Genomic DNA, 20,362 nt, shown 5'->3' on the forward strand with positions numbered 1-20,362 from the left:
CAATCATCGGTTAAATCGTTTCATCTGAGTAATAAAAAAGGAGCTACATTTCACTGTAACTCCTTGATTCTTATCAGTCGGGGTAGCGGGATTCGAACCCACGACCCCCTGCTCCCAAAGCAGGTGCGCTAACCGGACTGCGCTACACCCCGAATGCTTTACTTCTTAAAAGCGGTTGCAAAGATAGATGTTTTCCTAATACATGCCAAATTTTTTAATAACTTTATCTGAAATAAAATTTTAAAACATTGATAAACAGCAAAAAAGACACAGAGGATTACTGTGTAAAACGAAATGCCACTTTTATCAAGTTTCTTTCGAGTAATATTTAATAGTTTTTTAACCATGTGGAATAAATAAATTCTGCAAACATGCTCTTCTACTAATAATCATCCTATAACCCATTTGCTATTAGGCAAATAAGAGATAAGTTTTGTAGTGATATAACAACTGATAAAGGTAAGTATGCTAATAAGAGGAATAGCTGCCGCAATAGATATTTGTGGCTGAATGATTGATACCCAAAATGGCAACCAAAGCATGTGCATCAGAAACATACCATAACTGTTGACTGAGATACTCTTAACTAGACCGTAAATCTTACCTGCTTTTTGAATAGTAGTGAACAGAATGAAAGCTCCAAAAGTAGCTATTACACAGTTGATAATGCAGAAGCACCATGCTATCTCCAAGTCAGAGAGTTGTTGTGGAATACCGGGTTTAGCCTGGAGGTAGAAACTAAGAATGGTGAAAGAGGTACCGCCCAATAGGCAGACAAGTCCTATAATGGAGCGCTTCAGGCGTGTCCAGTTAATATGATAACGAATGTAGTGACCTAAAACCAAATAACCGGAATAACCACTGAAATCGTACAACATATGATATTGATTCCACCAACATTGTCCCAATACATCGCCATAGAATTTATTCACAAAAGGCAAGCAAGTGGTCAGTGCCCATAGATATAAAAACATACGCTCTTGCTTAGCGGTGGCTATACGCAGCCAAGGTGAAAGAATAGGAATAAGCAAGTAAAGTCCTATAAGAGGATACATAAACCACAGATGAAAAGCATTCATCGGGAAGTTTAACGGTAACTTGCAAACAGCCACACACATGCCTTTCCAATCGCCTCCTTCTTGCCATACCTGGAGCACAGCGTACACAATCATAAATACCAACATAGGTGGCAGAATACGAAGGAAACGGCGTTTAAAGAACTCTCCCCATGACTGCTTTTCTTTCATGGGAACAAGTAAATAGGCTGAAGTGATAACAAATAGGGGTACTGAAATGCGACTCATTCCATCCCAAATTGCAATCCAAAATTTGTGGGCATCTGAAAGAATAGGCACATCACCTACTCCATAAAATGCTTCGCTGGCATGTACCATCATTACCAAAAAGCAAGCAATCCCCCGTAAATAATCCAAAAATATAACTCTGTCCTGTTTCATATGATTTATTTGTGTTTTGGCGAAAATAATAAAAAAACAATGATTATTAAAGCTAATAGGAAGTAAAGTGAGCTTGCATTTACATCTTCAAATAAAATTCTTTGGTCAGTGAAATATATTCTGAAGTGAACTTTCCATGTTTCTCTCCTTCTATATAAAGGCTATCTTCAGTACATGATACTTCTTGTCGGCTGAAAGCTAGCAATACGCGTCGATAAGGTTTTCCGGGCTTGGTGAAAACGTGTAGGCAACGATATGGATAAAGCTGGTATTTCCAAGCTGTATCAATAACCGTTTTTTCAACTTCCGAGGGAATGATAACACTTATGATCCCCTGTTCTGATAATAAATGAGTGGAATGTCCGAAGAGTAATTCATAATTCAATTCATTTGTATGTCGTGCCATACAACGCTGATTATCCGGACATTTCAAGGCATCGACAAAATAAGGAGGATTTGAAACAATGAGATCGAATTTGTTTTCGGCGTGATAATCGCGGAAATCACTGCATATAACTTCCATTCGGTCACTCCAAGGAGAAGACTGGATATTTTCTTTAGCTTGGGCAGCTGCAGCCGGGTCTATCTCAATGGAAGTAATGGAAGCCCAGGGATTCCGCTGTGCCAGCTGTAAGGATATTAGTCCGCTTCCTGCTCCTACATCAAGAATGTATTTGGCGTTTTGTACAGGAGCCCACGCTCCTAACAATACTCCATCTGTGCCTACTTTCATGGCACATTTGTCGTGTCGGACGGTAAATTGTTTGAACTGGAAATAAGGGTTTGACATATTTGTTTTTGTTAATCGCGCTCAAAAATAATCAAAGCCAATAAAATAGCGGCAATTTTGGCATCGTTTTTGTCTTTTTAAAGAAAGGAACGCCTATTTAATAAGAAGAAATAGCTAACTTTGCGGTGCCTTATTGGCCTGCCAATATGACATAAACTAAAAAGAATGAGATGAAGAAAAGAAATTACTTTAGTGATATCGAAGATAGAAATGAGAACTCTTTTTCTGTAATTGCTGATTTTGAGGGGAATGAAGAACAGTTGATGGATGTTGAGGTTGATGATATTCTGCCGGTATTACCCCTTCGGAACATGGTTTTGTTTCCGGGTGTATTTATGCCGGTATCTGTGGGAAGAAAGTCTTCCCTGAAATTAGTGCGTGAAGCGGAAAAGAAAGGAACGTACATTGCTGTGGTGTGTCAGAAAGTAGCTGATACGGAAGCACCTTTGTATGATGATTTACACACTATTGGCACAGTTGCCAAGATTGTTCGTGTATTGGAAATGCCGGATCAGACAACTACCGTTATCTTGCAGGGTTCCAAACGTATCGAGCTAAAGGAAATAACAGAAACGGCTCCATATTTGAAAGGACGTATCAATACTCTAAACGAGGAAATTCCTGCTAAGGACGATAAAGAGTTTCAGGCGTTGGTAGAAGCCTGTAAGGACTTAACCGTACGCTATATCAAGTCTTCGGATATGTTTCCTCAGGATTCTGCATTTGCAATCAAGAACATTAGTAATCCGATGTTTTTGGTGGATTTTATTTGCACTAACCTTCCGTTGAAGAAGGATGAAAAGATAGAGCTGCTTCGCATTGATGCATTACGAGCCCGTACGTATCGCCTACTCGAGATTTTGAATCGTGAGGTTCAGCTTGCCGAAATCAAGGAATCTATTCAGATGCGTGCCCGCGAGGATATTGACCAGCAACAACGCGAATATTTCTTGCAACAACAGATTAAAACTATTCAGGATGAGCTGGGCGGTGGAAATCAAGAGCAGGAAATAGAGGAAATGCGGAAAAAAGCGGAAACCATAAAATGGAATGAAGAAGTAAAAAGCACATTCCTGAAAGAAGTGGATAAGCTGGAGCGTATGCATACGCAGTCGCCTGATTACAGCGTACAGTTGAACTACCTGCAAACCATGATGAGTCTGCCATGGGGTGTTTATACAACGGATAATCTGAGTCTGACTAATGCCGAGAAAACGTTGAACAAGGATCACTACGGCTTGGAAAAAGTAAAAGAACGTATTTTGGAACATCTTGCCGTATTGAAGCTGAAGGGAGACATGAAGTCACCTATCATCTGTTTGTACGGTCCTCCGGGAGTGGGAAAAACCTCACTAGGACGCTCCATTGCTGCTGCGTTGAAGCGGAAGTACATCCGCATGTCATTGGGTGGTGTACACGATGAAGCCGAAATACGCGGACATCGTAAGACTTACATTGGAGCGATGCCGGGCCGCATTATTAAGAGCTTGATTAAGGCAGGTTCTTCCAATCCTGTTTTCATATTGGATGAGATAGACAAAGTGAGTTCCGATCGTCAGGGAGATCCTTCTTCCGCCTTGCTTGAGGTGCTTGATCCGGAACAAAACACCACGTTTCACGATAATTTTTTGGATGTGGACTATGACTTGTCAAAAGTGATGTTCATAGCTACCGCCAATAATCTGAATACGATTCCCGGACCGTTGCTTGACCGCATGGAGCTGATTGAAGTAAGCGGTTATATCACTGAAGAGAAAGTTGAGATTGCCCGCCGTCATTTGGTTCCGAAAGAACTGGAAGCGAACGGTATGAAGAAAAACGACATCAAGCTCCCTAAGAATACATTGGAAGCGATTATCGAGTCTTATACTCGCGAAAGCGGAGTGCGTGAATTAGAAAAGAAGATTGGAAAGATCCTTCGCAAGTCTGCCCGCCAATATGCTACGGACGGTTATTTTGCAAAGACAGAGATCAAGCCGGGTGATTTATATGAATTCCTGGGCGCTCCGGAATATACGCGTGACAAGTATCAGGGTAATGAATATGCCGGTGTGGTTACAGGGTTGGCATGGACAGCTGTCGGTGGTGAGATTCTTTTTGTTGAAACGAGTCTCAGCCGTGGCAAGGGTGGTCGTCTGACGTTGACCGGAAATCTGGGCGATGTCATGAAAGAGTCGGCTATGCTGGCATTGGAGTACATCAAAGCGCATGCTTCGCTGCTAAATCTTGATGAAGAGATTTTTGACAACTGGAATATTCATATTCATGTTCCTGAAGGAGCCATTCCAAAAGACGGTCCGTCAGCAGGTATAACAATGGCCACATCATTGGCATCTGCGCTTACACAAAGAAAGGTGAAAGCCAATCTTGCGATGACAGGCGAAATCACACTCCGCGGAAAGGTGCTTCCTGTCGGTGGTATCAAAGAAAAGATTTTGGCTGCCAAACGTGCCGGTATCAAAGAAATCATCCTGAGCGATGAGAATCGTAAGAATATTGAAGAGATACAGGAACTTTATTTGAAAGGACTGACTTTCCACTATGTAAAAGATATAAAAGAAGTGTTTGCCATTGCGCTGACCGATGAAAAAGTTGCTGATGCCATTGACTTGTCCGTAAAAAAAGAAAAGATAGAAAAGAAAGAAGAATGACATTTGAATTACAGTATACAGACAGCAAGACAAATGCACGTGCAGGATTGATAACGACTGATCATGGGCAGATTGAAACGCCTATCTTTATGCCGGTAGGTACGTTGGGAACCGTCAAAGGAGTGCATTTGACAGAGCTGAAAGAGGATATAAAGGCGCAAATTATATTGGGAAACACCTATCATCTTTATTTGCGTCCGGGATTGGATGTGATTGAAAAAGCCGGCGGACTGCATAAGTTCAATGGCTTCGACCGTCCGATGCTGACCGATAGCGGTGGTTTTCAGGTCTTTTCATTGTCGGGTATTCGAAAACTGCGTGAAGAAGGCGCAGAGTTTCGTTCGCATATCGACGGAAGCAAGCATATCTTTACTCCGGAAAAAGTGATGGACATTGAACGTACTATCGGAGCAGATATAATGATGGCATTTGACGAATGTACTCCGGGGGATGCAGAATATGCTTATGCTAAAAAATCCATGGAGATGACACACCGCTGGCTGGACCGTTGTATCAAGAGGTTTAATGAGACTGACCCTAAGTATGGTTATCATCAGGCGCTCTTCCCTATCGTGCAAGGTTGTGTTTATCCGGATTTGCGTAAGCGCTCGGCAGAATTCATAGCTTCTAAAGGAGCTGAAGGCAATGCAATCGGCGGTTTGGCTGTGGGTGAGCCTACGGAAAAGATGTATGAAATGATAGAGTTGGTAAATGAAATACTTCCGAAGGAAAAGCCCCGTTATCTGATGGGTGTAGGTACGCCTGTGAATATCCTTGAAGGCATTGAGCGCGGGGTCGACATGTTCGACTGTGTGATGCCTACCCGCAACGGACGTAACGGTATGTTATTTACTAAAGACGGCATCATTAATATGCGTAATAAGAAATGGGAGACCGACTTCTCTCCTATTGAGGCCGATGGTGCATCTTACGTGGATACATTATATAGCAAGGCCTATCTGCGCCATTTGTTCCATGCACAGGAGTTGCTGGCCATGCAGATTGCTTCCATTCATAATCTGGCGTTTTACCTTTGGCTTGTTGGTGAAGCCCGTAAACATATTATTGCCGGTGATTTCTCTACATGGAAGCCGATGATGGTACAACGTGTATCGACAAGATTATGAGAAAGATTGACTGGAAGATACTGAAAGATATAAAACTGCCTATCGGGAAAAACAAATACCTTAAGCGGTTGGATTGGTACATCATCAAGAAGTTCCTGGGGACATATGTGTTTGCCATAGCCTTGATTATTTCTATCGCCGTAGTATTCGACTTTAATGAGAAGATGGACCGTTTCATGTCTCATGAAGCTCCATGGGAAGCCATTATTTTCGATTACTATATGAACTTTATTCCCTACTTTGCCAATCTGTTCAGCCCATTGTTTGTCTTTATCGCAGTAATCTTTTTCACTTCCAAGCTGGCGGAGAATTCGGAAATTATCGCAATGTTCTCTACGGGAATGAGTTTTAAGCGCATGTTGCGTCCTTATATGGTATCGGCAGCTATTATCGCGGTGACTACGTTCTGTCTCGGTTCGTATGTCATTCCCAAAGGTAGTGTGACGCGTCTTAATTTTGAGGATAAATACTATAAACCCCGTAAATCTACCACAGCTCGTAATATTCAATTGGAAGTTGATTCGGGAGTAATTGCCTATATTGAGCGTTTTGAAGATTATAGCAAGACGGGCTATCGTTTTTCGCTGGATAAATTCAAAGATAAACAGTTGGTGTCGCACCTTACTGCACGTAGTATAACCTATGATACGGCGACCGTACATAAATGGACGGTGAAGGACTATATGATTCGTGAGATGGACGGCATGCGTGAGAGTATTGTCAAAGGAGAAAAAATGGACACTATCCTTTTCATGGAGCCTGCCGACTTCCTTATCATGAAGAACCAGCAGGAGATGCTAACCAGTCCTCAGTTGAGCGAATACATAAACAGGCAGCGGCAGCGTGGCTTTGCCAATATCAAAGAGTTTGAGATTGAATATCATAAACGTATTGCCATGTCTTTCGCTTCGTTTATTCTGACGCTGATTGGCGTGTCGCTTTCTTCGAAAAAGACGAAAGGCGGTATGGGATTGCATTTAGGTATAGGTTTGGGATTAAGTTTCTCGTACATTTTGTTCCAAACGATTGCTTCTACGTTTGCAGTGAATGGCAATGTACCTCCTTTCATCGCAGTGTGGATACCGAATTTGCTTTATGCTTTCATTGCATTCTATCTGTATAAGAAAGCGCCGAAATAAGTAAAACTGTTCAAGGACGCTGCCGAAACAAACCGGAAAACTCTAAAAAATAAGAAGCCGTCCCGTTCTTGTGTTTCCACAAGTGCGGGACGGCTTTTTTGTTGTATTCATTTCCTCTTTTGTTTTGTTCTTCTTTCCTACAAGCAAAGAGCTTGTTGTCGGAAGCCCCCACTTTCTTCTTACAGGTTCTTTAGACACTCTATCACAGTGTGTGTCGGAGTTGTTTAATTCAAGTAAGCTGAAAGCTCTGCAGCAGAGATGTTTTTGGCAATAATCACACCATTTTCATCTAATAAATAGTTAGTAAATCCTCGGCCTAAACGATATTTCTTAAATAAACCGGAGAACTCGCCTTTAGTTTCCACGAAACAAGTGGGCGTAACTATTTGGTCCTTACGAACAGTTTCCTTAAAAATAGACTGATACTCATCGAATGAGACGGAAACCATTTCCACATTATCATTGCGGGAAGCGGAACGAAGCACATTGCTCAAACTTGCGTTTTGCATCCGGGAGTGCGCGTCATAACTTGCCCAAAAGCTAAGCAACACGTATTTTCCTTTCATGTCTGAAAGTTCTGCTAACGGTTGCCCGGCAGACATAGATTGGATTTTAAAGTCCGGGGCTATGTCACCCACATTCAAACCGCCGGTCGGTTTGTCTTTTTCTACAAAAGAAGTCAAGGAACCAATTAGTAATACAACAAAAATCCATTTTACATATTTCATGTAACACGATTTTGGTTAATACTATCCGGGACTGTCCTTTTTGGCAGTGATTTCTTCCCGGAACGTCATCTTCTCAGGCTTTGCAATGAGAGGAATTCATTGATACTCAAAGCCTTTAATTCTGAAATCGGATGCAAAGGTAAGTAATTCTTAAAGTAACTTCCAAATAAACAAACAAATTTCTCACTTTTTTGGCGTACTTTTTTATGTTATTTAGCATAAAAGGCAAGAATTTTCCTTACTTTTGTGGCTTGTTATCCTATTAATAGACAACTTATGCAACCATTAAGTACAGAACTTATTCTTATCCGCGTAACAGGTGAAGACCGTCCGGGACTGACAGCTTCGGTTACCGAAATTCTTGCCAAGTATGATGCGACTATCCTCGACATCGGACAGGCTGACATCCATAACACCTTGTCGCTGGGTATTCTATGCAAAACAGAGGAACAACATTCCGGTTTTATAATGAAGGAGCTGCTTTTCAAGGCATCCTCCTTAGGTGTTACTATCCGCTTCTACCCTATTACAGCGAAAGAATATGAAAATTGGGTGGGCATGCAGGGCAAGAACCGTTACATTCTCACCTTGCTTGGACGCAAGTTGTCTGCTCGTCAGATTTCTGCAGTTACCCGTATTTTGGCGGAACAAGGAATGAACATCGATGCCATTAAGCGACTTACGGGGCGTATCCCGCTGGACGAATGTGATACAAAGACGCGTGCTTGCATTGAGTTCTCGGTGCGGGGTACTCCCAAAGACCGTATTGCCATGCAAGAAGAACTGATGCGTTTGGCGAGCGAACTGGAAATGGACTTTTCTTTCCAGTTGGATAATATGTACCGCCGCATGCGCCGTCTGATTTGTTTTGATATGGATTCTACGCTGATAGAGACCGAGGTTATCGACGAACTGGCACTGCGTGCAGGGGTCGGTGAACAGGTGAAGGCCATTACGGAACGCGCCATGCGGGGGGAAATAGACTTTACGGAAAGCTTCCGCGAACGGGTGGCATTGTTGAAAGGGTTGGATGAGTCTGTCATGCAGGAGATTGCCGAAAAGTTGCCCATTACGGAAGGAGTCGATCGCTTGATGTATGTTTTGAAGAAATATGGTTATAAGATTGCCATTCTCTCAGGCGGTTTCACTTATTTCGGACACTATCTCCAGCAGAAATACGGCATCGATTACGTTTATGCCAATGAATTGGAAATAGAGAATGGAAAACTGACCGGACGTTATCTTGGCGATGTGGTTGACGGTAAGCGCAAAGCGGAGCTGCTGCGCCTGATTGCTCAAGTTGAGAAAGTGGATATAGCTCAGACCATTGCAGTGGGCGACGGAGCCAATGATTTGCCAATGCTGGGCATAGCCGGATTGGGTATTGCTTTTCATGCCAAACCTAAAGTCGTTGCAAATGCCAAGCAATCCATTAACACTATCGGTTTGGACGGAGTGCTTTACTTCCTGGGATTCAAAGATTCTTATATAGATATCCCTCGATAAAATATAAGTTCTTACAATAAGTTCATAAGCTCCTGCGGTAATTAATTATCATAGGAGCTTATTTTTTAAGCGAGCTTATTTTGTTCTGCTTTCGGTTTGCATTATCTTTGTCGGCAAATAAAAGAAATTCATGAAGTTTTCTGAACTAAAATTAAATGACAATGTGCTTGAAGCACTGGATGCGATGCGTTTTGACGAGTGCACCCCCATACAAGAACAATCAATACCTGTAATACTCGAAGGCCGGGATTTGATAGCTGTTGCACAAACCGGAACCGGAAAAACTGCGGCGTACCTGCTGCCGGTGCTGAACAAACTTTCAGAGGGCGGGCATCCCGAAGATTCCATCAACTGCATAGTAATGGCTCCCACGAGGGAACTGGCGCAACAGATAGACCAGCAGATGGAGGGTTTCTCCTATTTCATGCCGGTTAGCAGTGTGGCAGTGTATGGTGGTAACGACGGAGTGCTTTTCGAGCAGCAAAAGAGAGGATTGACTTTGGGTGCAGACGTTGTAATAGCCACTCCCGGGCGTTTGATAGCGCATCTTAGTTTGGGATATGTGGATCTGTCCCGCGTCTCCTACTTCATTTTGGACGAAGCAGACCGTATGTTGGATATGGGGTTCTATGATGACATTATGCAGATTGTGAAATTCTTGCCTAAAGAGCGTCAGACCATTATGTTCTCGGCCACAATGCCTGCCAAAATACAGCAGTTGGCTAAGAGTATTCTAAACAATCCGGCAGAAGTGAAGCTTGCGGTTTCCAAACCTGCTGAAAAGATAGTGCAAGCTGCTTATGTCTGCTATGAAAATCAGAAGTTGGGTATTATCCGCAGTCTTTTTGCCGAGCAGACTCCCGAGCGTGTCATCATCTTCGCATCCTCCAAGTTGAAGGTGAAAGAGGTGACCAAGGCATTGAAGCAGATGAAGCTGAATGTTGGAGAGATGCATTCGGATCTTGAGCAGGCACAGCGTGAAGAAGTGATGTACGAGTTTAAGGCGGGACGAATCAATATCCTGGTAGCTACCGATATTGTGGCGCGTGGCATTGATATAGATGATATTCGTTTGGTAATCAATTATGATGTGCCGCATGACAGTGAAGATTACGTGCACCGCATCGGGCGTACGGCACGTGCCAATAATGACGGTGTCGCCCTTACCTTTGTCAACGAAAAAGAGCAGACTAATTTCAAGGGCATAGAGAACTTCCTTGAAAAAGAAATCTATAAAATACCCGTACCGGAAGAGTTGGGTGAAGCTCCAGAGTACAAGCCGCGCTCTAACGACGGGCGTAAACGCAGCTACAAAGGCGGCGGACGCCGTAATGCCGGAAGCGGTAAAGGCGGTAACCGGAATAATAGCAGACGAAGAGAAGGCAGGCCATCCTCCGGAACAAAGAAACAAGAATAGTTAAAGCGGAATTTATTCCGCTTTTTTTATGCTCATCTGATTATCAAATCCGATTGTTATATTTGCCAAACTGTATACGGAACTTTCCGGTACGCATAGAGTTGCCTGATATTGGTAGCCTTTATTGTTCACTCCCATAAAATTCATATCGGCAAGGATCATTTGGTTCAGAGTCTCTGTTGGGAAGATACCGGCAAACATTTTCTTGGTGATGTCTTTGCCGTACAACATTTGCCTGCCCTCATATACGCAGATATGTATAACGTTGTCATAATAGACGTTGTCCACACTGATTCCATCTTCCGAATAGGACGTGCGGATAACTTTCATCTTTGAGGGGTTGATATAGACATACCCCCGGTAGCGTATGCCTTTATACATCACTACGCTATCCTTCTTCATAACTTCCGTAATGGGGATCACCTCCACTTCCTTATTCTCAAAGGCAAGTATGTCTTCGGGGTTTTCCGACTTGTGTAACTTTACAATTTCATCCGCCAGAGAATGGAACCAGAAACTGTATTCCGTCTGCCTGTCAATCTTGTAAGCTGCGGTATTGTTGCCGTACACATACATTGTATCTCGTATAATCTTGAATGATACGGGGATATTTTGAGGGTCGGTATAATATATGGTATCTCCTTCTATGCGCATTAAAGGCAATTCCGTTTCATCTTCTATCCAGATGCCCTGGAGCAGAGACTTGGCCCTGAGGTCTTCTTCACCGGCTTTTGATTCTTGGCTATTACCACATGCCACCAACGCTATGGCGCAACATAACTCAATTATGAGTCTTTTCATTTTCATCTCCTTCCTTTTATTTACCTATGCAGTGGTAGGTAAATCCAAGTTCTTCTATTTCTTTCTTTTCATAGATGTTACGGCCGTCCAGCAGAACCGGAGTTCTCATAGCCTTTTTGATAACTGCCCATGACGGCAAGCGGAATTCTTTCCATTCCGTCACCAGCATCAAAGCATCCGCATCAAGTGCGGCATCGTACATGTCGGTGGCATAGTAGACACTGTCACCTATCCTACGGCGACATTCCTTCATGGCGGCAGGGTCGTATACGCGCACTTTACAGCCGATGTTCAGCAGCTTGTTTATCAGAATTAGAGAAGGAGCCTCACGCATGTCGTCCGTTTCCGGTTTGAAAGCCAGTCCCCACAAGGCTATTGTCTTGTTGTGTAAATCACTGCAGAAGTGCCGTTGTAGCTTTTCGAACAAGATGCTTTTCTGTTGTTCATTGACTTCTTCCACCGCCTGAAGCACACGCATCTGATAACCGTTCTGTTCCGCAGTCTTAATCAGCGCCTTTACGTCCTTTGGAAAGCATGAGCCGCCATATCCGATTCCGGGATAGAGGAATTTGCGGCCGATGCGGGTATCGGAGCCTATGCCGCTACGCACCATATTGACATCGGCTCCCACCAGTTCGCACAGGTTGGCTATGTCGTTCATGAAGCTGATGCGGGTGGCAAGCATGGAATTGGCGGCATACTTTGTCATTTCGGCGGAAGGAATATCCATGAAAATGACGCGGAAATTGTTCAGCAAGAATGGTTTGTAGAGCTTGCTCATCAGTTCCTTTGCACGTTCGGATTCCACACCCACCACAACTCGGTCGGGGCTCATGAAGTCTGCTACGGCATTCCCTTCTTTCAGGAACTCAGGGTTGGAGGCAACATCGAATTCTATCTGTATTCCCCGCTTGTCCAGTTCTTCCTGAATTGCTGTGCGCACTTTCTTGGCAGTACCCACCGGAACGGTGCTCTTGGTTACTACCAGAACGTATTTCTTCATGTTGCGCCCGATGGTACGTGCCACTTCGAGCACATAACTCAGATCTGCACTGCCGTCTTCATCGGGTGGAGTTCCCACAGCGCTGAATATGACGTCCGCTTCGTCCAGACAACTTTCCAAAGAAGTGGTGAATTGCAAACGTCCCGCCTTTGTATTCCGGTGCACCATATCTTCCAATCCGTTCTCATAGATTGGAATAACCCCCTGGTTCAGTGCTTCTATCTTTTCACTGTTTGTATCAACGCAGATGACGTTGACACCGATTTCCGCAAAACAAGTACCGGTTACCAAACCGACATATCCTGTACCGACGATGGCTATTTTCATATCCTATTCAAAATATTCCGCATCTTTGAATGATACGGCATGTCCGTCTTTTTCCGACAATAAGAGTTGTGACTCCGCAACCGGCCAGTCAATGCCTACAGTCTCGTCATTGAAGCGGATGGATGCTTCTGCCTCAGGGGCATAGCCGTTATCCACTTTATAAGTGAAGATTGCTTCTTCGCTCAAAACCAAAAAACCATGGGCAAAGCCGCGGGGGATGAAGAACTGCCGTTTGTTCTCTTCGCTCAACTCTACGCTGACGTACTTGCCGAATGTAGGGGAAGACTGGCGCAAGTCGACTGCAACGTCCAGCACCTTACCTTTTATGACACGTACTAATTTAGCCTGGCTATATTCGCCTTTTTGGTAATGCAGTCCGCGCAGTACGCCGAAAGACGATTTCGATTCGTTGTCCTGCACAAAATGCACATTACCGATGTTGGCACGAAATTCTCCTTCTTTAAATGCTTCCATGAAGTAGCCGCGTGCGTCATTGAACACTTTCGGTTCGATGATCCATACGCCCTCAATTTCTGTTTGTATGTAGTTCATTGCTTTAGAATGATTTATGTATCTTTAATTGAAAACCGAAATTATCTCCGTAGATCTCTCCCATGTCCAGTGCGAGAGATGCATTGAAGTTCCACCCTTTCCATCTTTCGGGAGAATAAGAGAACGAAGCGTATGCTGAAAAGTTCTCCAAAATGTCCAGTGTAGGAGCGCCGGGAGTTCCCCATGTCCTGTTGTGGCTCATTTTGGCGATATAGCTCCACTCCGGACTTATCTGTCCGCCCCAACCGACGTGCAGCGCTTTTACGCGGTTGTATTTGAAAGTCATGTTGCCGTCCTCATTGTAAATGGGCGAAGCAATCAACGGGTTGGCTATCATCATGCCCCAATGCGCCCAGCCGGGATAAAGGCCGTTGTTGTAATAGTTGTCGGAACCTCCGGTCTTGTGTACAGGTCCTTCCTCCGGTTCGTGCAAGCCATGCAGCGGACCGCTCATGTTGGTTGTCTGTAAAAACTCAAGGACAACGGCGTTGATAGGATTGAAGTTGTTGAAACTCATTTCGAGTCCCCATAAACCGTCCCAACCGTTTTGTTTGCCCATGGCAGAGAAGTCGTCAAAGTGATTGCACAGATATGCGCTGATTGAGAATTTGTCCGCGCGGTGAGTCAGTCTGATTTGTTCGCTTCCCAGGAAGTTGCCTTGATAGAATTGGCTGTCGTTCATGGGTTTGTCCTCACCTCCGGCACCGGGGATAAATACTCTGAAATAATCTTTCAGTGTATTGCCTAAATCCGTTGTGCTGCCGTCGGCGCCGATCGTGTGTCCGCCGAATTGCGTGTCAAGTGTCATGCCGATGTCAAACTGCCATTTCCCGTTGGGCACTCCCACCCGGATAAATCCTTCTTTGTGGTGGTACTTAATGTCTTTTGTATACCAATAGCCCGCTCCCACTTTGCGTTCCTGATATTTGTTGTCGGTGAACCAGCCATAAGAAATCTCACCTTTTATGGCAAGGCGCGGAAGTATGTAAAGGTATTCGGGGATACCTACCATTATTTGGGGAATGGGTCTCGCATTGCCCGACCATGTCATATCGCCGCTGCTTAGGGCATTGTTCAACAATGGAGCGCCCTTCTCGCGGCTTCCGGCAAACAGCCCCAGCCATTTATAACGTACATCTATGTATGCTTGCTGGATAAAGATATCCTTGTCGCCCTTGAAGTTCATTCCGGCAGCCGCTACCATGTCCAGCTTTTCTTCAAACTTCCACTTGCCCAGTTTGTGCTTGTAGCCTACCCCGCCCCGCACATATGTATTGTCATAAATAGATCCCAACCCCTGCTGGTTGCTCACTTGCCACAAGGGGGTGTTGTCTCCCGTATGTACGGTAGCTCCGTATTCTACAAAAGGGGAAACCTGCGCGGTTGCTATACCATTTCCTGTAAAAATGAAAGCCAATAAACAGATAGGGATACGCATGATGTCGGATAGTCTATATCTGGTTAAGTGCTGACAGTAATCTGTGTTCATTTCAAATAATATAATATAGTTTATAGTCTTGATTAAAAGAGACGTGTAAAACGCTGCAAAAGTAAGAAAAAAAACTAATATATCAGTCATGGACAATAAAGGAGTTTCCAAAGTCCGGCGTGTTTATAAGTTGTTAATAAGAAAAACACCTCGAAAGTGGCGTATCTCCGATAAAACCGCTACTTTTGTAGCATGATTGAATTAGCACAGTATATAGAAGTATTGTTATTGGAGAATGATTGTGTCATTGTTCCGGGTTTGGGCGGATTTGTCGCCCACTACGCTCCGGCAATGAGAGTGGCGGAAGAGAATACGTTTTTGCCCCCTACCCGTACCATCGGTTTCAATCCGCAGTTGAAGATGAACGATGGGCTGCTGGTGCAATCTTATATGGCTGTATATGGCACTGACTTTTCCGATGCCACTAAGATTGTGGACAAAACGGTAAAAGAATTATTGTCCCTTCTCCATGAAGACGGGAAGGCGGATTTGCCCAATGTGGGTGAATTGCGTTATTCCATTCATGATACTTACGACTTCGTTCCTTACAACAATAAGATTACCACTCCACATCTGTATGGACTGGACTGTTTTGAGATGCAGGAACTGACAGTCTTGCGCAAGCCTTATGACAACAAGGCTGTTCCTTTCACACCTGCTGTGCGGAAAGAGAAGAAACGTGCGTATAGGATTGGCATCAACCCCTCTTATCTGACTAATGCGGCCGCTATGATAGCCATTGTGGCTCTGTTCTTTTTCTTTTCTACACCCATAGAGAATACCGAAGTGGTGGAAGCCAACTATGCCCGGTTGCTTCCCGGCGACTTGTTCGAACAGATCGAGAAACAGTCTTTGGCCATCACTCCGATTGTTGTCCGTCAGCAACCTCGTGCCAAGAAAGCAAGAGCTTCTCAGGCCAATCTGTCGCAGACGGCAAACAAAAAGACTGTGGCTCCTGTTGCTGTGAAAGAAGTGAAAGTCCGCCAGCAGCCTGTTGCGGTTCCTGCCAGCCGCCCTGAAACGGAGACGGCACCCACTGTTTCTGTCCCTCAACCGACAAATATGCCTTATCATATCATCGTTGCCAGTGTAGGCACCGAAAAAGATGCCAACGCTATGGCGCAACAGTTAGTTGCCAAAGGATATGCAGGCGCCAAAGCGATTATAGGCGACGGCAAGATGCGTGTCAGCATCCAGTCATGTGCCACAGAGAAAGAAGCATATCGCGCTTTAAATCAAATCCGTCTGGATGAAACATACCAAAGTGCTTGGGTGCTGAAGAAATGACTTTCTCCGTAGTGAATTATTAATTACCAAATTATTCCCGTCAATCCAATGAAACGTATCCGTTGCCCCAAATGTGAGAACTATCTGACTTTCGATGAAACAAAATACACAGAAGGCCAGTCTTTGGTGTTTGTCTGCGAGAACTGCAAGAAACAATTCAGCATCCGCTTGGGTAAGACAAAGATGAAAGTACCGCAGAAAGAGGAGTGCTTGGATGAAACAGAATACAAAGAAGCTTTCGGAAGCATTACGGTGATCGAGAATGTTTTCGGGTTCAAGCAGGTACTGCCGTTGCAGGAGGGAGATAATAAGATTGGGCGCCGGTGTGTGGGAACCGTTATCAACGTTCCGATAGAGACCTCGGACATGAGTATGGACCGCAACCACTGCGTCATCAACGTGAAACGCAACAAGCAGGGAAAACTTGTTTATACGCTGCGTGACGCTCCGAGCCTGACGGGCACTTTCCTTAACAATGAAATTTTAGGCGATAAGGATCGCGTCCGCATTGAAGACGGAGCGATTGTGACTATCGGCGCTACCACGTTCATCCTTCGGGCGGCAGAGTAGCAGAGGGAAAATTCATTTGCATATTTACATCGCGCACTTCACTATTTGTCAGATACATACGTGTACCGGAAAGTTTCCTTGTTTGGTACGGCTTGTACCTCAGCTTGGTATTGTCTGTACCTCACCATGGTACGACGTGTACCATAGTAAGGTATAGACCGTACCAACGGGTGGAATTTCCTGTACCAACCGTTGGCCGTCAAACTCCCCCTGGCTGATTTCTGTTGAAACCTTTGCCGGGGTTCCTGCCGAAACGTTTACCACTCGTACTCTTCGGTATACCGATCGAATACAATCTCCTCATTCCAACCATGCTTTTTGCATACTTGGCGGATACATTCCTGTTGTTTCGGAGTGAGTCCCAGCTTCTGATTGCGATACCGGTAATAGGGAGAATGTCTGAAGATAGCTTCCAAATTGAGGTGGATGGCATGAGAAATGCGTGCAGGCATATTGTCGTAAAGGGTTTTGAAGCCCCATGCCACCCGTACCTTTTTGTTTGTGCGGAAATGAGGGCACTCCTTTCCTGCAGCGGGATAACAAAGGGGATTGATGACGGATAATCGGGCGTTTTGCGCTGTGTTGTATTGTGTCATACTATGCCGGAGGCAGCTTTCGGCTTTGGAACATTGGGCGTTGAAGCACAATGTGTATTGGGCTGCCCGGTTGTTTAGTTCGGAGTTATTTTCCATTCGTTGTTCGAATTTTAGTGAATATGTTTTATCCTGTAAAGGTACGTGAAAAAATCCGGTTGACATCATATAGCGGTCATTATATTGGCGGGGCGGGTGTATAAAAAAGAACAGGGCAAAGCCGAAGCCTTGCCCTGTTCCCGTTATAATGCGGATTCTTGTTTAGAGAATACCTTTCACTGTTTCCAGCATACCTTTTGCCTGAATAGAGTTCAGGAAATCGGTAACCATATCCGTCAATCCCGGAATGGTATTCAGGTCGCCATGCTCACCCCAGATAAGGTCTTTGGCAGCCAATACGCCTTCTGCAACCTTGCGAGTGTCGCCTGTTGCCCACAGGTCTTTCAGCAGTTGCATGATTTCGGGAGCATCGTTCGGAATGATTTCCGCACCGTCGGCACGCACGCCGCCTTTGTAGTATGTGATGATAGCGGCAAGACCCAGCACCAATCCCTTCGGAAGTTCGCCTTTGCGTTCCAAGTAGGTTTTCAGGCCCGGCAGGTCGCGAGTTTGATATTTCGGGAAAGAGTTCAGCATGATGCTGGTCACCTGATGCTCTACATAGGGATTGTCGAAACGCTCCAGTACGTCAGCAGCGAATTTCTTCAACTCGTCGATAGGCAGGTTCAGCGTCTGCATCAGTTCATCGAACTGCACTTTGCGGACATACTTGCCGATGACCGGATGATTGCAGGCATCACGCACAATGTTTACGCCGCTGAGATAGGCCACCGGAGAAAGTACGGTGTGAGGACCGTTCAGCAAGGTAACCTTTCTTTCATGGTAAGGAGCTTCGGACTTCACGAAGAGCACGTTCAATCCGGCTTTGTTTGCAGGGAACTCCTCTGCCAGCTGGCGGAGAGAGAGGTTCTCGGCAGCTTCGATAACCCACAAATGGAAGATTTCGGCTTGCACAACCAGGTTGTCGGCATAACAGATTTTTTTCTGAATCTGTGCAATTTCTTTACGCGGGAAGCCCGGAACGATGCGGTCCACCAAAGTAGCGCACACGTAGCAGTACTTCGTGAACCAGGTCTTGAACTTCTCATAATCTGCACCGAAATCCTCTTTCCACAATTCGATGTATTGGTAGATACATTCTTTCAGATGATGTCCGTTCAGGAAGATCAGTTCGCAAGGCATGATGATGAGACCTTTGCTCTTGTCGCCTTTGAAGGTTTTGAAACGACGATACAGCAATTGGGTCAGCTTGCCCGGATAGGAAGATGCGGGAGCATCGCTGAACTTGCAGTTCGGGTCGAAAGCAATGCCGGCTTCCGTTGTGTTGGAGATGACGAAACGTATTTCGGGCTGGTCGGCAAGCGCCATGAATGCAGCATTCTGTGAATATGGATTCAAAGCGCGGCTGATACAGTCGATGCGGGTCAGGCTATTGACGGCCTCCCCGTTTAAACGGCCTTGCAGATTGACATGGTAAAGACAATCCTGACCGTTCAGCCATTCTGCCATACCTCTTTCTATGGGCTGAACCACCACGACGCTACTGTTGAAGTCGGTCTTTTGATTCATGTTGTAAACAATCCAATCTACAAATGCGCGAAGGAAATTACCCTCGCCGAATTGGATGATTCGTTCGGGAGCAACGGATTTGGGAGCCGTCTGTTTGTTTAATGCTTTCATCTTAAAAATAATTTTAATTATAAATTATGGATTCCAATTTGAACTTATCACGTTTGGGGAATTATTCAAACTCGAAGTAAAAATCAATGTTTTCTTTCATCAGGATGTCGATAGGCATGTATTTTACGGCGGTAACCGGTTTCTTGAATACAATATGATTGCATAGAGCTTTGACGCCGCAATATCCTTGCAGTCCCGGCCGCTGTCCGATGAGGTAATTCACTTCACCGCTTTTTAGGTGTTCCACATTCTTTTGAAGCAAATCGTAGCCTACCAATGCGTCCAGCCTGTGTCCCTTTTTCTGCAAATAGTCTGCCACTTGATATACGCGGGAGTTGAATACGGCTCCCAATGCAGCCTTGGGGTGCTCGGCAAAGAAAGTGTCCAGTAACTCTTCATTGGAAGCGGTGTTTTCCTTGTGGAGCACGACGTCGTGTATAATCAGATCCTTATGTTCAGCCGCAAAATATTGCATGAAACCTTCCAGGCGGCGCTGCATCTGGACTTCAGCCGGACTGTTTTTTTGATTGTTCAAGAAAAGCACAATCTCCTGCCCTTCTTGATAGCGGTTCATTAATATCTTGGCGGCGATATATCCGCTGATTTTGGAATCCTGACCGATATAACATAATGCGTGGGTCTGTTCCATGTTGAAGTCAATGAAAGCATATGGCACTTTTTTGCTTTCCAGATAGGATGTCAGCCGCAATGTTTCATCCTGAAAGTTCGGGGCAATCAATACTGCATCAACAGGTTCTGCCTGAAGCAATGCGCAGGCTTTTTCATAAGACGTTTTGTCCGCATGGTTGTAGAACACGTAATCTATCCCGACGTTGAACGGACGCAACTCTTGCGCTGCCCGTTCTATCCCCTGTGCTACGGAACTCCAGTAATCATGCTCTATATAATAAGGTATAATACATATTATATGGTAGCGCTTCTTGGCAGCCAGACCTATGGCAAACATGTTGGGGTGATAGTCTATTTCATCAAGAACCTTCTGAACCTTTTCTCTGCTCGTACGCGACACATCTCCCCGGTTGTGTAGCACGCGGTCTACGGTTCCAGCGGATACGCCTGCCATACGCGCAATGTCTTTTATCGTATAATTCCTGCTTTCCATACTTTCCTGTTCCTAAGGCGCTAAAAGGTCTTACGTTCAAAACTTAAATATTATAAATATTT

At 44.7% G+C, this 20,362-nt stretch carries 18 protein-coding genes and 1 tRNA gene; 7 read left to right on the forward strand and 12 right to left on the reverse strand.

Annotated features, from left to right (window positions below; all coding sequences use genetic code 11):
- Window positions 1–77: 77 nt before the first annotated feature.
- The 3 genes from NQ546_RS11425 to NQ546_RS11435 form a co-directional block, all read right to left on the reverse strand.
- A tRNA-Pro gene (locus NQ546_RS11425) sits at window positions 78–152 on the reverse strand.
- 237 nt (window positions 153–389) lie between these two features.
- Window positions 390–1,457 (reverse strand): acyltransferase, encoded by a 1,068-nt coding sequence (locus NQ546_RS11430; protein WP_004290995.1) that lies wholly within the window; start codon window positions 1,455–1,457, stop codon window positions 390–392.
- A gap of 79 nt (window positions 1,458–1,536) precedes the next feature.
- On the reverse strand, window positions 1,537–2,247 hold the full coding sequence (locus tag NQ546_RS11435) for a tRNA1(Val) (adenine(37)-N6)-methyltransferase (RefSeq protein ID WP_004290994.1): 711 nt from the start codon (window positions 2,245–2,247) through the stop codon (window positions 1,537–1,539).
- A 170-nt stretch (window positions 2,248–2,417) separates the two neighbouring features.
- Between NQ546_RS11435 and lon the strand changes: the two genes are divergently transcribed.
- Genes lon through NQ546_RS11450 form a run of 3 tightly spaced genes read left to right on the forward strand, consistent with a single transcriptional unit; the run spans window position 2,418 to window position 7,164 of the window.
- The gene (lon, locus tag NQ546_RS11440) at window positions 2,418–4,898 is read left to right on the forward strand and encodes an endopeptidase La (protein ID WP_004290993.1); all 2,481 of its coding nucleotides are present in this window, start codon (window positions 2,418–2,420) and stop codon (window positions 4,896–4,898) included.
- Entirely contained in the window at window positions 4,895–6,025 is a 1,131-nt protein-coding gene (tgt, locus tag NQ546_RS11445; RefSeq protein ID WP_004290992.1) for a tRNA guanosine(34) transglycosylase Tgt, read from the forward strand. Before lon ends, tgt begins: the two co-directional genes overlap by 4 nt.
- A complete protein-coding gene (locus tag NQ546_RS11450; protein ID WP_004290991.1) occupies window positions 6,022–7,164 on the forward strand; it encodes an LptF/LptG family permease in 1,143 nt (380 codons plus the stop codon). The genes tgt and NQ546_RS11450 overlap by 4 nt, the downstream gene beginning before the upstream one ends.
- Window positions 7,165–7,388: 224 nt before the next feature.
- Here NQ546_RS11450 and NQ546_RS11455 read toward each other — a convergent pair whose 3' ends face one another.
- A complete protein-coding gene (locus NQ546_RS11455) occupies window positions 7,389–7,892 on the reverse strand; it encodes a thioredoxin-like domain-containing protein (protein ID WP_004290989.1) in 504 nt (167 codons plus the stop codon).
- Between the two features lie 276 nt (window positions 7,893–8,168).
- Between NQ546_RS11455 and serB the strand changes: the two genes are divergently transcribed.
- Window positions 8,169–9,398, forward strand: coding sequence for a phosphoserine phosphatase SerB (gene serB / locus NQ546_RS11460; RefSeq protein ID WP_004290988.1), 1,230 nt, complete (start codon window positions 8,169–8,171; stop codon window positions 9,396–9,398).
- A gap of 130 nt (window positions 9,399–9,528) precedes the next feature.
- Entirely contained in the window at window positions 9,529–10,815 is a 1,287-nt protein-coding gene (locus NQ546_RS11465) for a DEAD/DEAH box helicase (protein WP_004290987.1), read from the forward strand.
- A gap of 12 nt (window positions 10,816–10,827) precedes the next feature.
- Here NQ546_RS11465 and NQ546_RS11470 read toward each other — a convergent pair whose 3' ends face one another.
- The 4 genes from NQ546_RS11470 to NQ546_RS11485 are packed head-to-tail and all read right to left on the reverse strand — an operon-like array spanning window position 10,828 to window position 14,936.
- The gene (locus NQ546_RS11470) at window positions 10,828–11,622 is read right to left on the reverse strand and encodes a DUF4738 domain-containing protein (RefSeq protein ID WP_004290986.1); all 795 of its coding nucleotides are present in this window, start codon (window positions 11,620–11,622) and stop codon (window positions 10,828–10,830) included.
- A gap of 10 nt (window positions 11,623–11,632) precedes the next feature.
- Window positions 11,633–12,946 (reverse strand): UDP-glucose dehydrogenase family protein, encoded by a 1,314-nt coding sequence (locus tag NQ546_RS11475; RefSeq protein WP_004290985.1) that lies wholly within the window; start codon window positions 12,944–12,946, stop codon window positions 11,633–11,635.
- Between the two features lie 3 nt (window positions 12,947–12,949).
- Window positions 12,950–13,498, reverse strand: coding sequence for a dTDP-4-dehydrorhamnose 3,5-epimerase (gene rfbC / locus NQ546_RS11480; protein WP_004290984.1), 549 nt, complete (start codon window positions 13,496–13,498; stop codon window positions 12,950–12,952).
- 4 nt (window positions 13,499–13,502) lie between these two features.
- Window positions 13,503–14,936 (reverse strand): capsule assembly Wzi family protein, encoded by a 1,434-nt coding sequence (locus NQ546_RS11485; protein WP_039953278.1) that lies wholly within the window; start codon window positions 14,934–14,936, stop codon window positions 13,503–13,505.
- Between the two features lie 243 nt (window positions 14,937–15,179).
- On the opposite strand from NQ546_RS11485, the gene NQ546_RS11490 reads away from it, so the two are divergent.
- Window positions 15,180–16,274, forward strand: a complete 1,095-nt coding sequence (locus NQ546_RS11490) for an HU domain-containing protein (RefSeq protein ID WP_004290982.1) — start codon at window positions 15,180–15,182, stop codon at window positions 16,272–16,274.
- A 48-nt stretch (window positions 16,275–16,322) separates the two neighbouring features.
- Entirely contained in the window at window positions 16,323–16,844 is a 522-nt protein-coding gene (locus tag NQ546_RS11495) for an FHA domain-containing protein (protein WP_004290981.1), read from the forward strand.
- 99 nt (window positions 16,845–16,943) lie between these two features.
- On the opposite strand, the gene NQ546_RS11500 is transcribed toward NQ546_RS11495, so the two are convergent.
- From NQ546_RS11500 to NQ546_RS11515, 4 genes are all read right to left on the reverse strand, one after another.
- Entirely contained in the window at window positions 16,944–17,108 is a 165-nt protein-coding gene (locus NQ546_RS11500; protein WP_004290980.1) for a hypothetical protein, read from the reverse strand.
- Window positions 17,102–17,536: a DUF6078 family protein gene (locus tag NQ546_RS11505; RefSeq protein ID WP_004295053.1), complete on the reverse strand. Its 435-nt coding sequence runs from the start codon at window positions 17,534–17,536 to the stop codon at window positions 17,102–17,104. The genes NQ546_RS11500 and NQ546_RS11505 overlap by 7 nt, the downstream gene beginning before the upstream one ends.
- Window positions 17,537–17,698: 162 nt before the next feature.
- Complete coding sequence (locus NQ546_RS11510; RefSeq protein WP_004290978.1) at window positions 17,699–19,177, reverse strand: tagaturonate reductase; 1,479 nt, start codon at window positions 19,175–19,177, stop codon at window positions 17,699–17,701.
- A gap of 61 nt (window positions 19,178–19,238) precedes the next feature.
- Window positions 19,239–20,300, reverse strand: a complete 1,062-nt coding sequence (locus tag NQ546_RS11515) for a LacI family DNA-binding transcriptional regulator (protein WP_004290977.1) — start codon at window positions 20,298–20,300, stop codon at window positions 19,239–19,241.
- Window positions 20,301–20,362: the final 62 nt, after the last annotated feature.

It is taken from the genome of Bacteroides eggerthii, assembly GCF_025146565.1.
Lineage (GTDB): Bacteria > Bacteroidota > Bacteroidia > Bacteroidales > Bacteroidaceae > Bacteroides > Bacteroides eggerthii.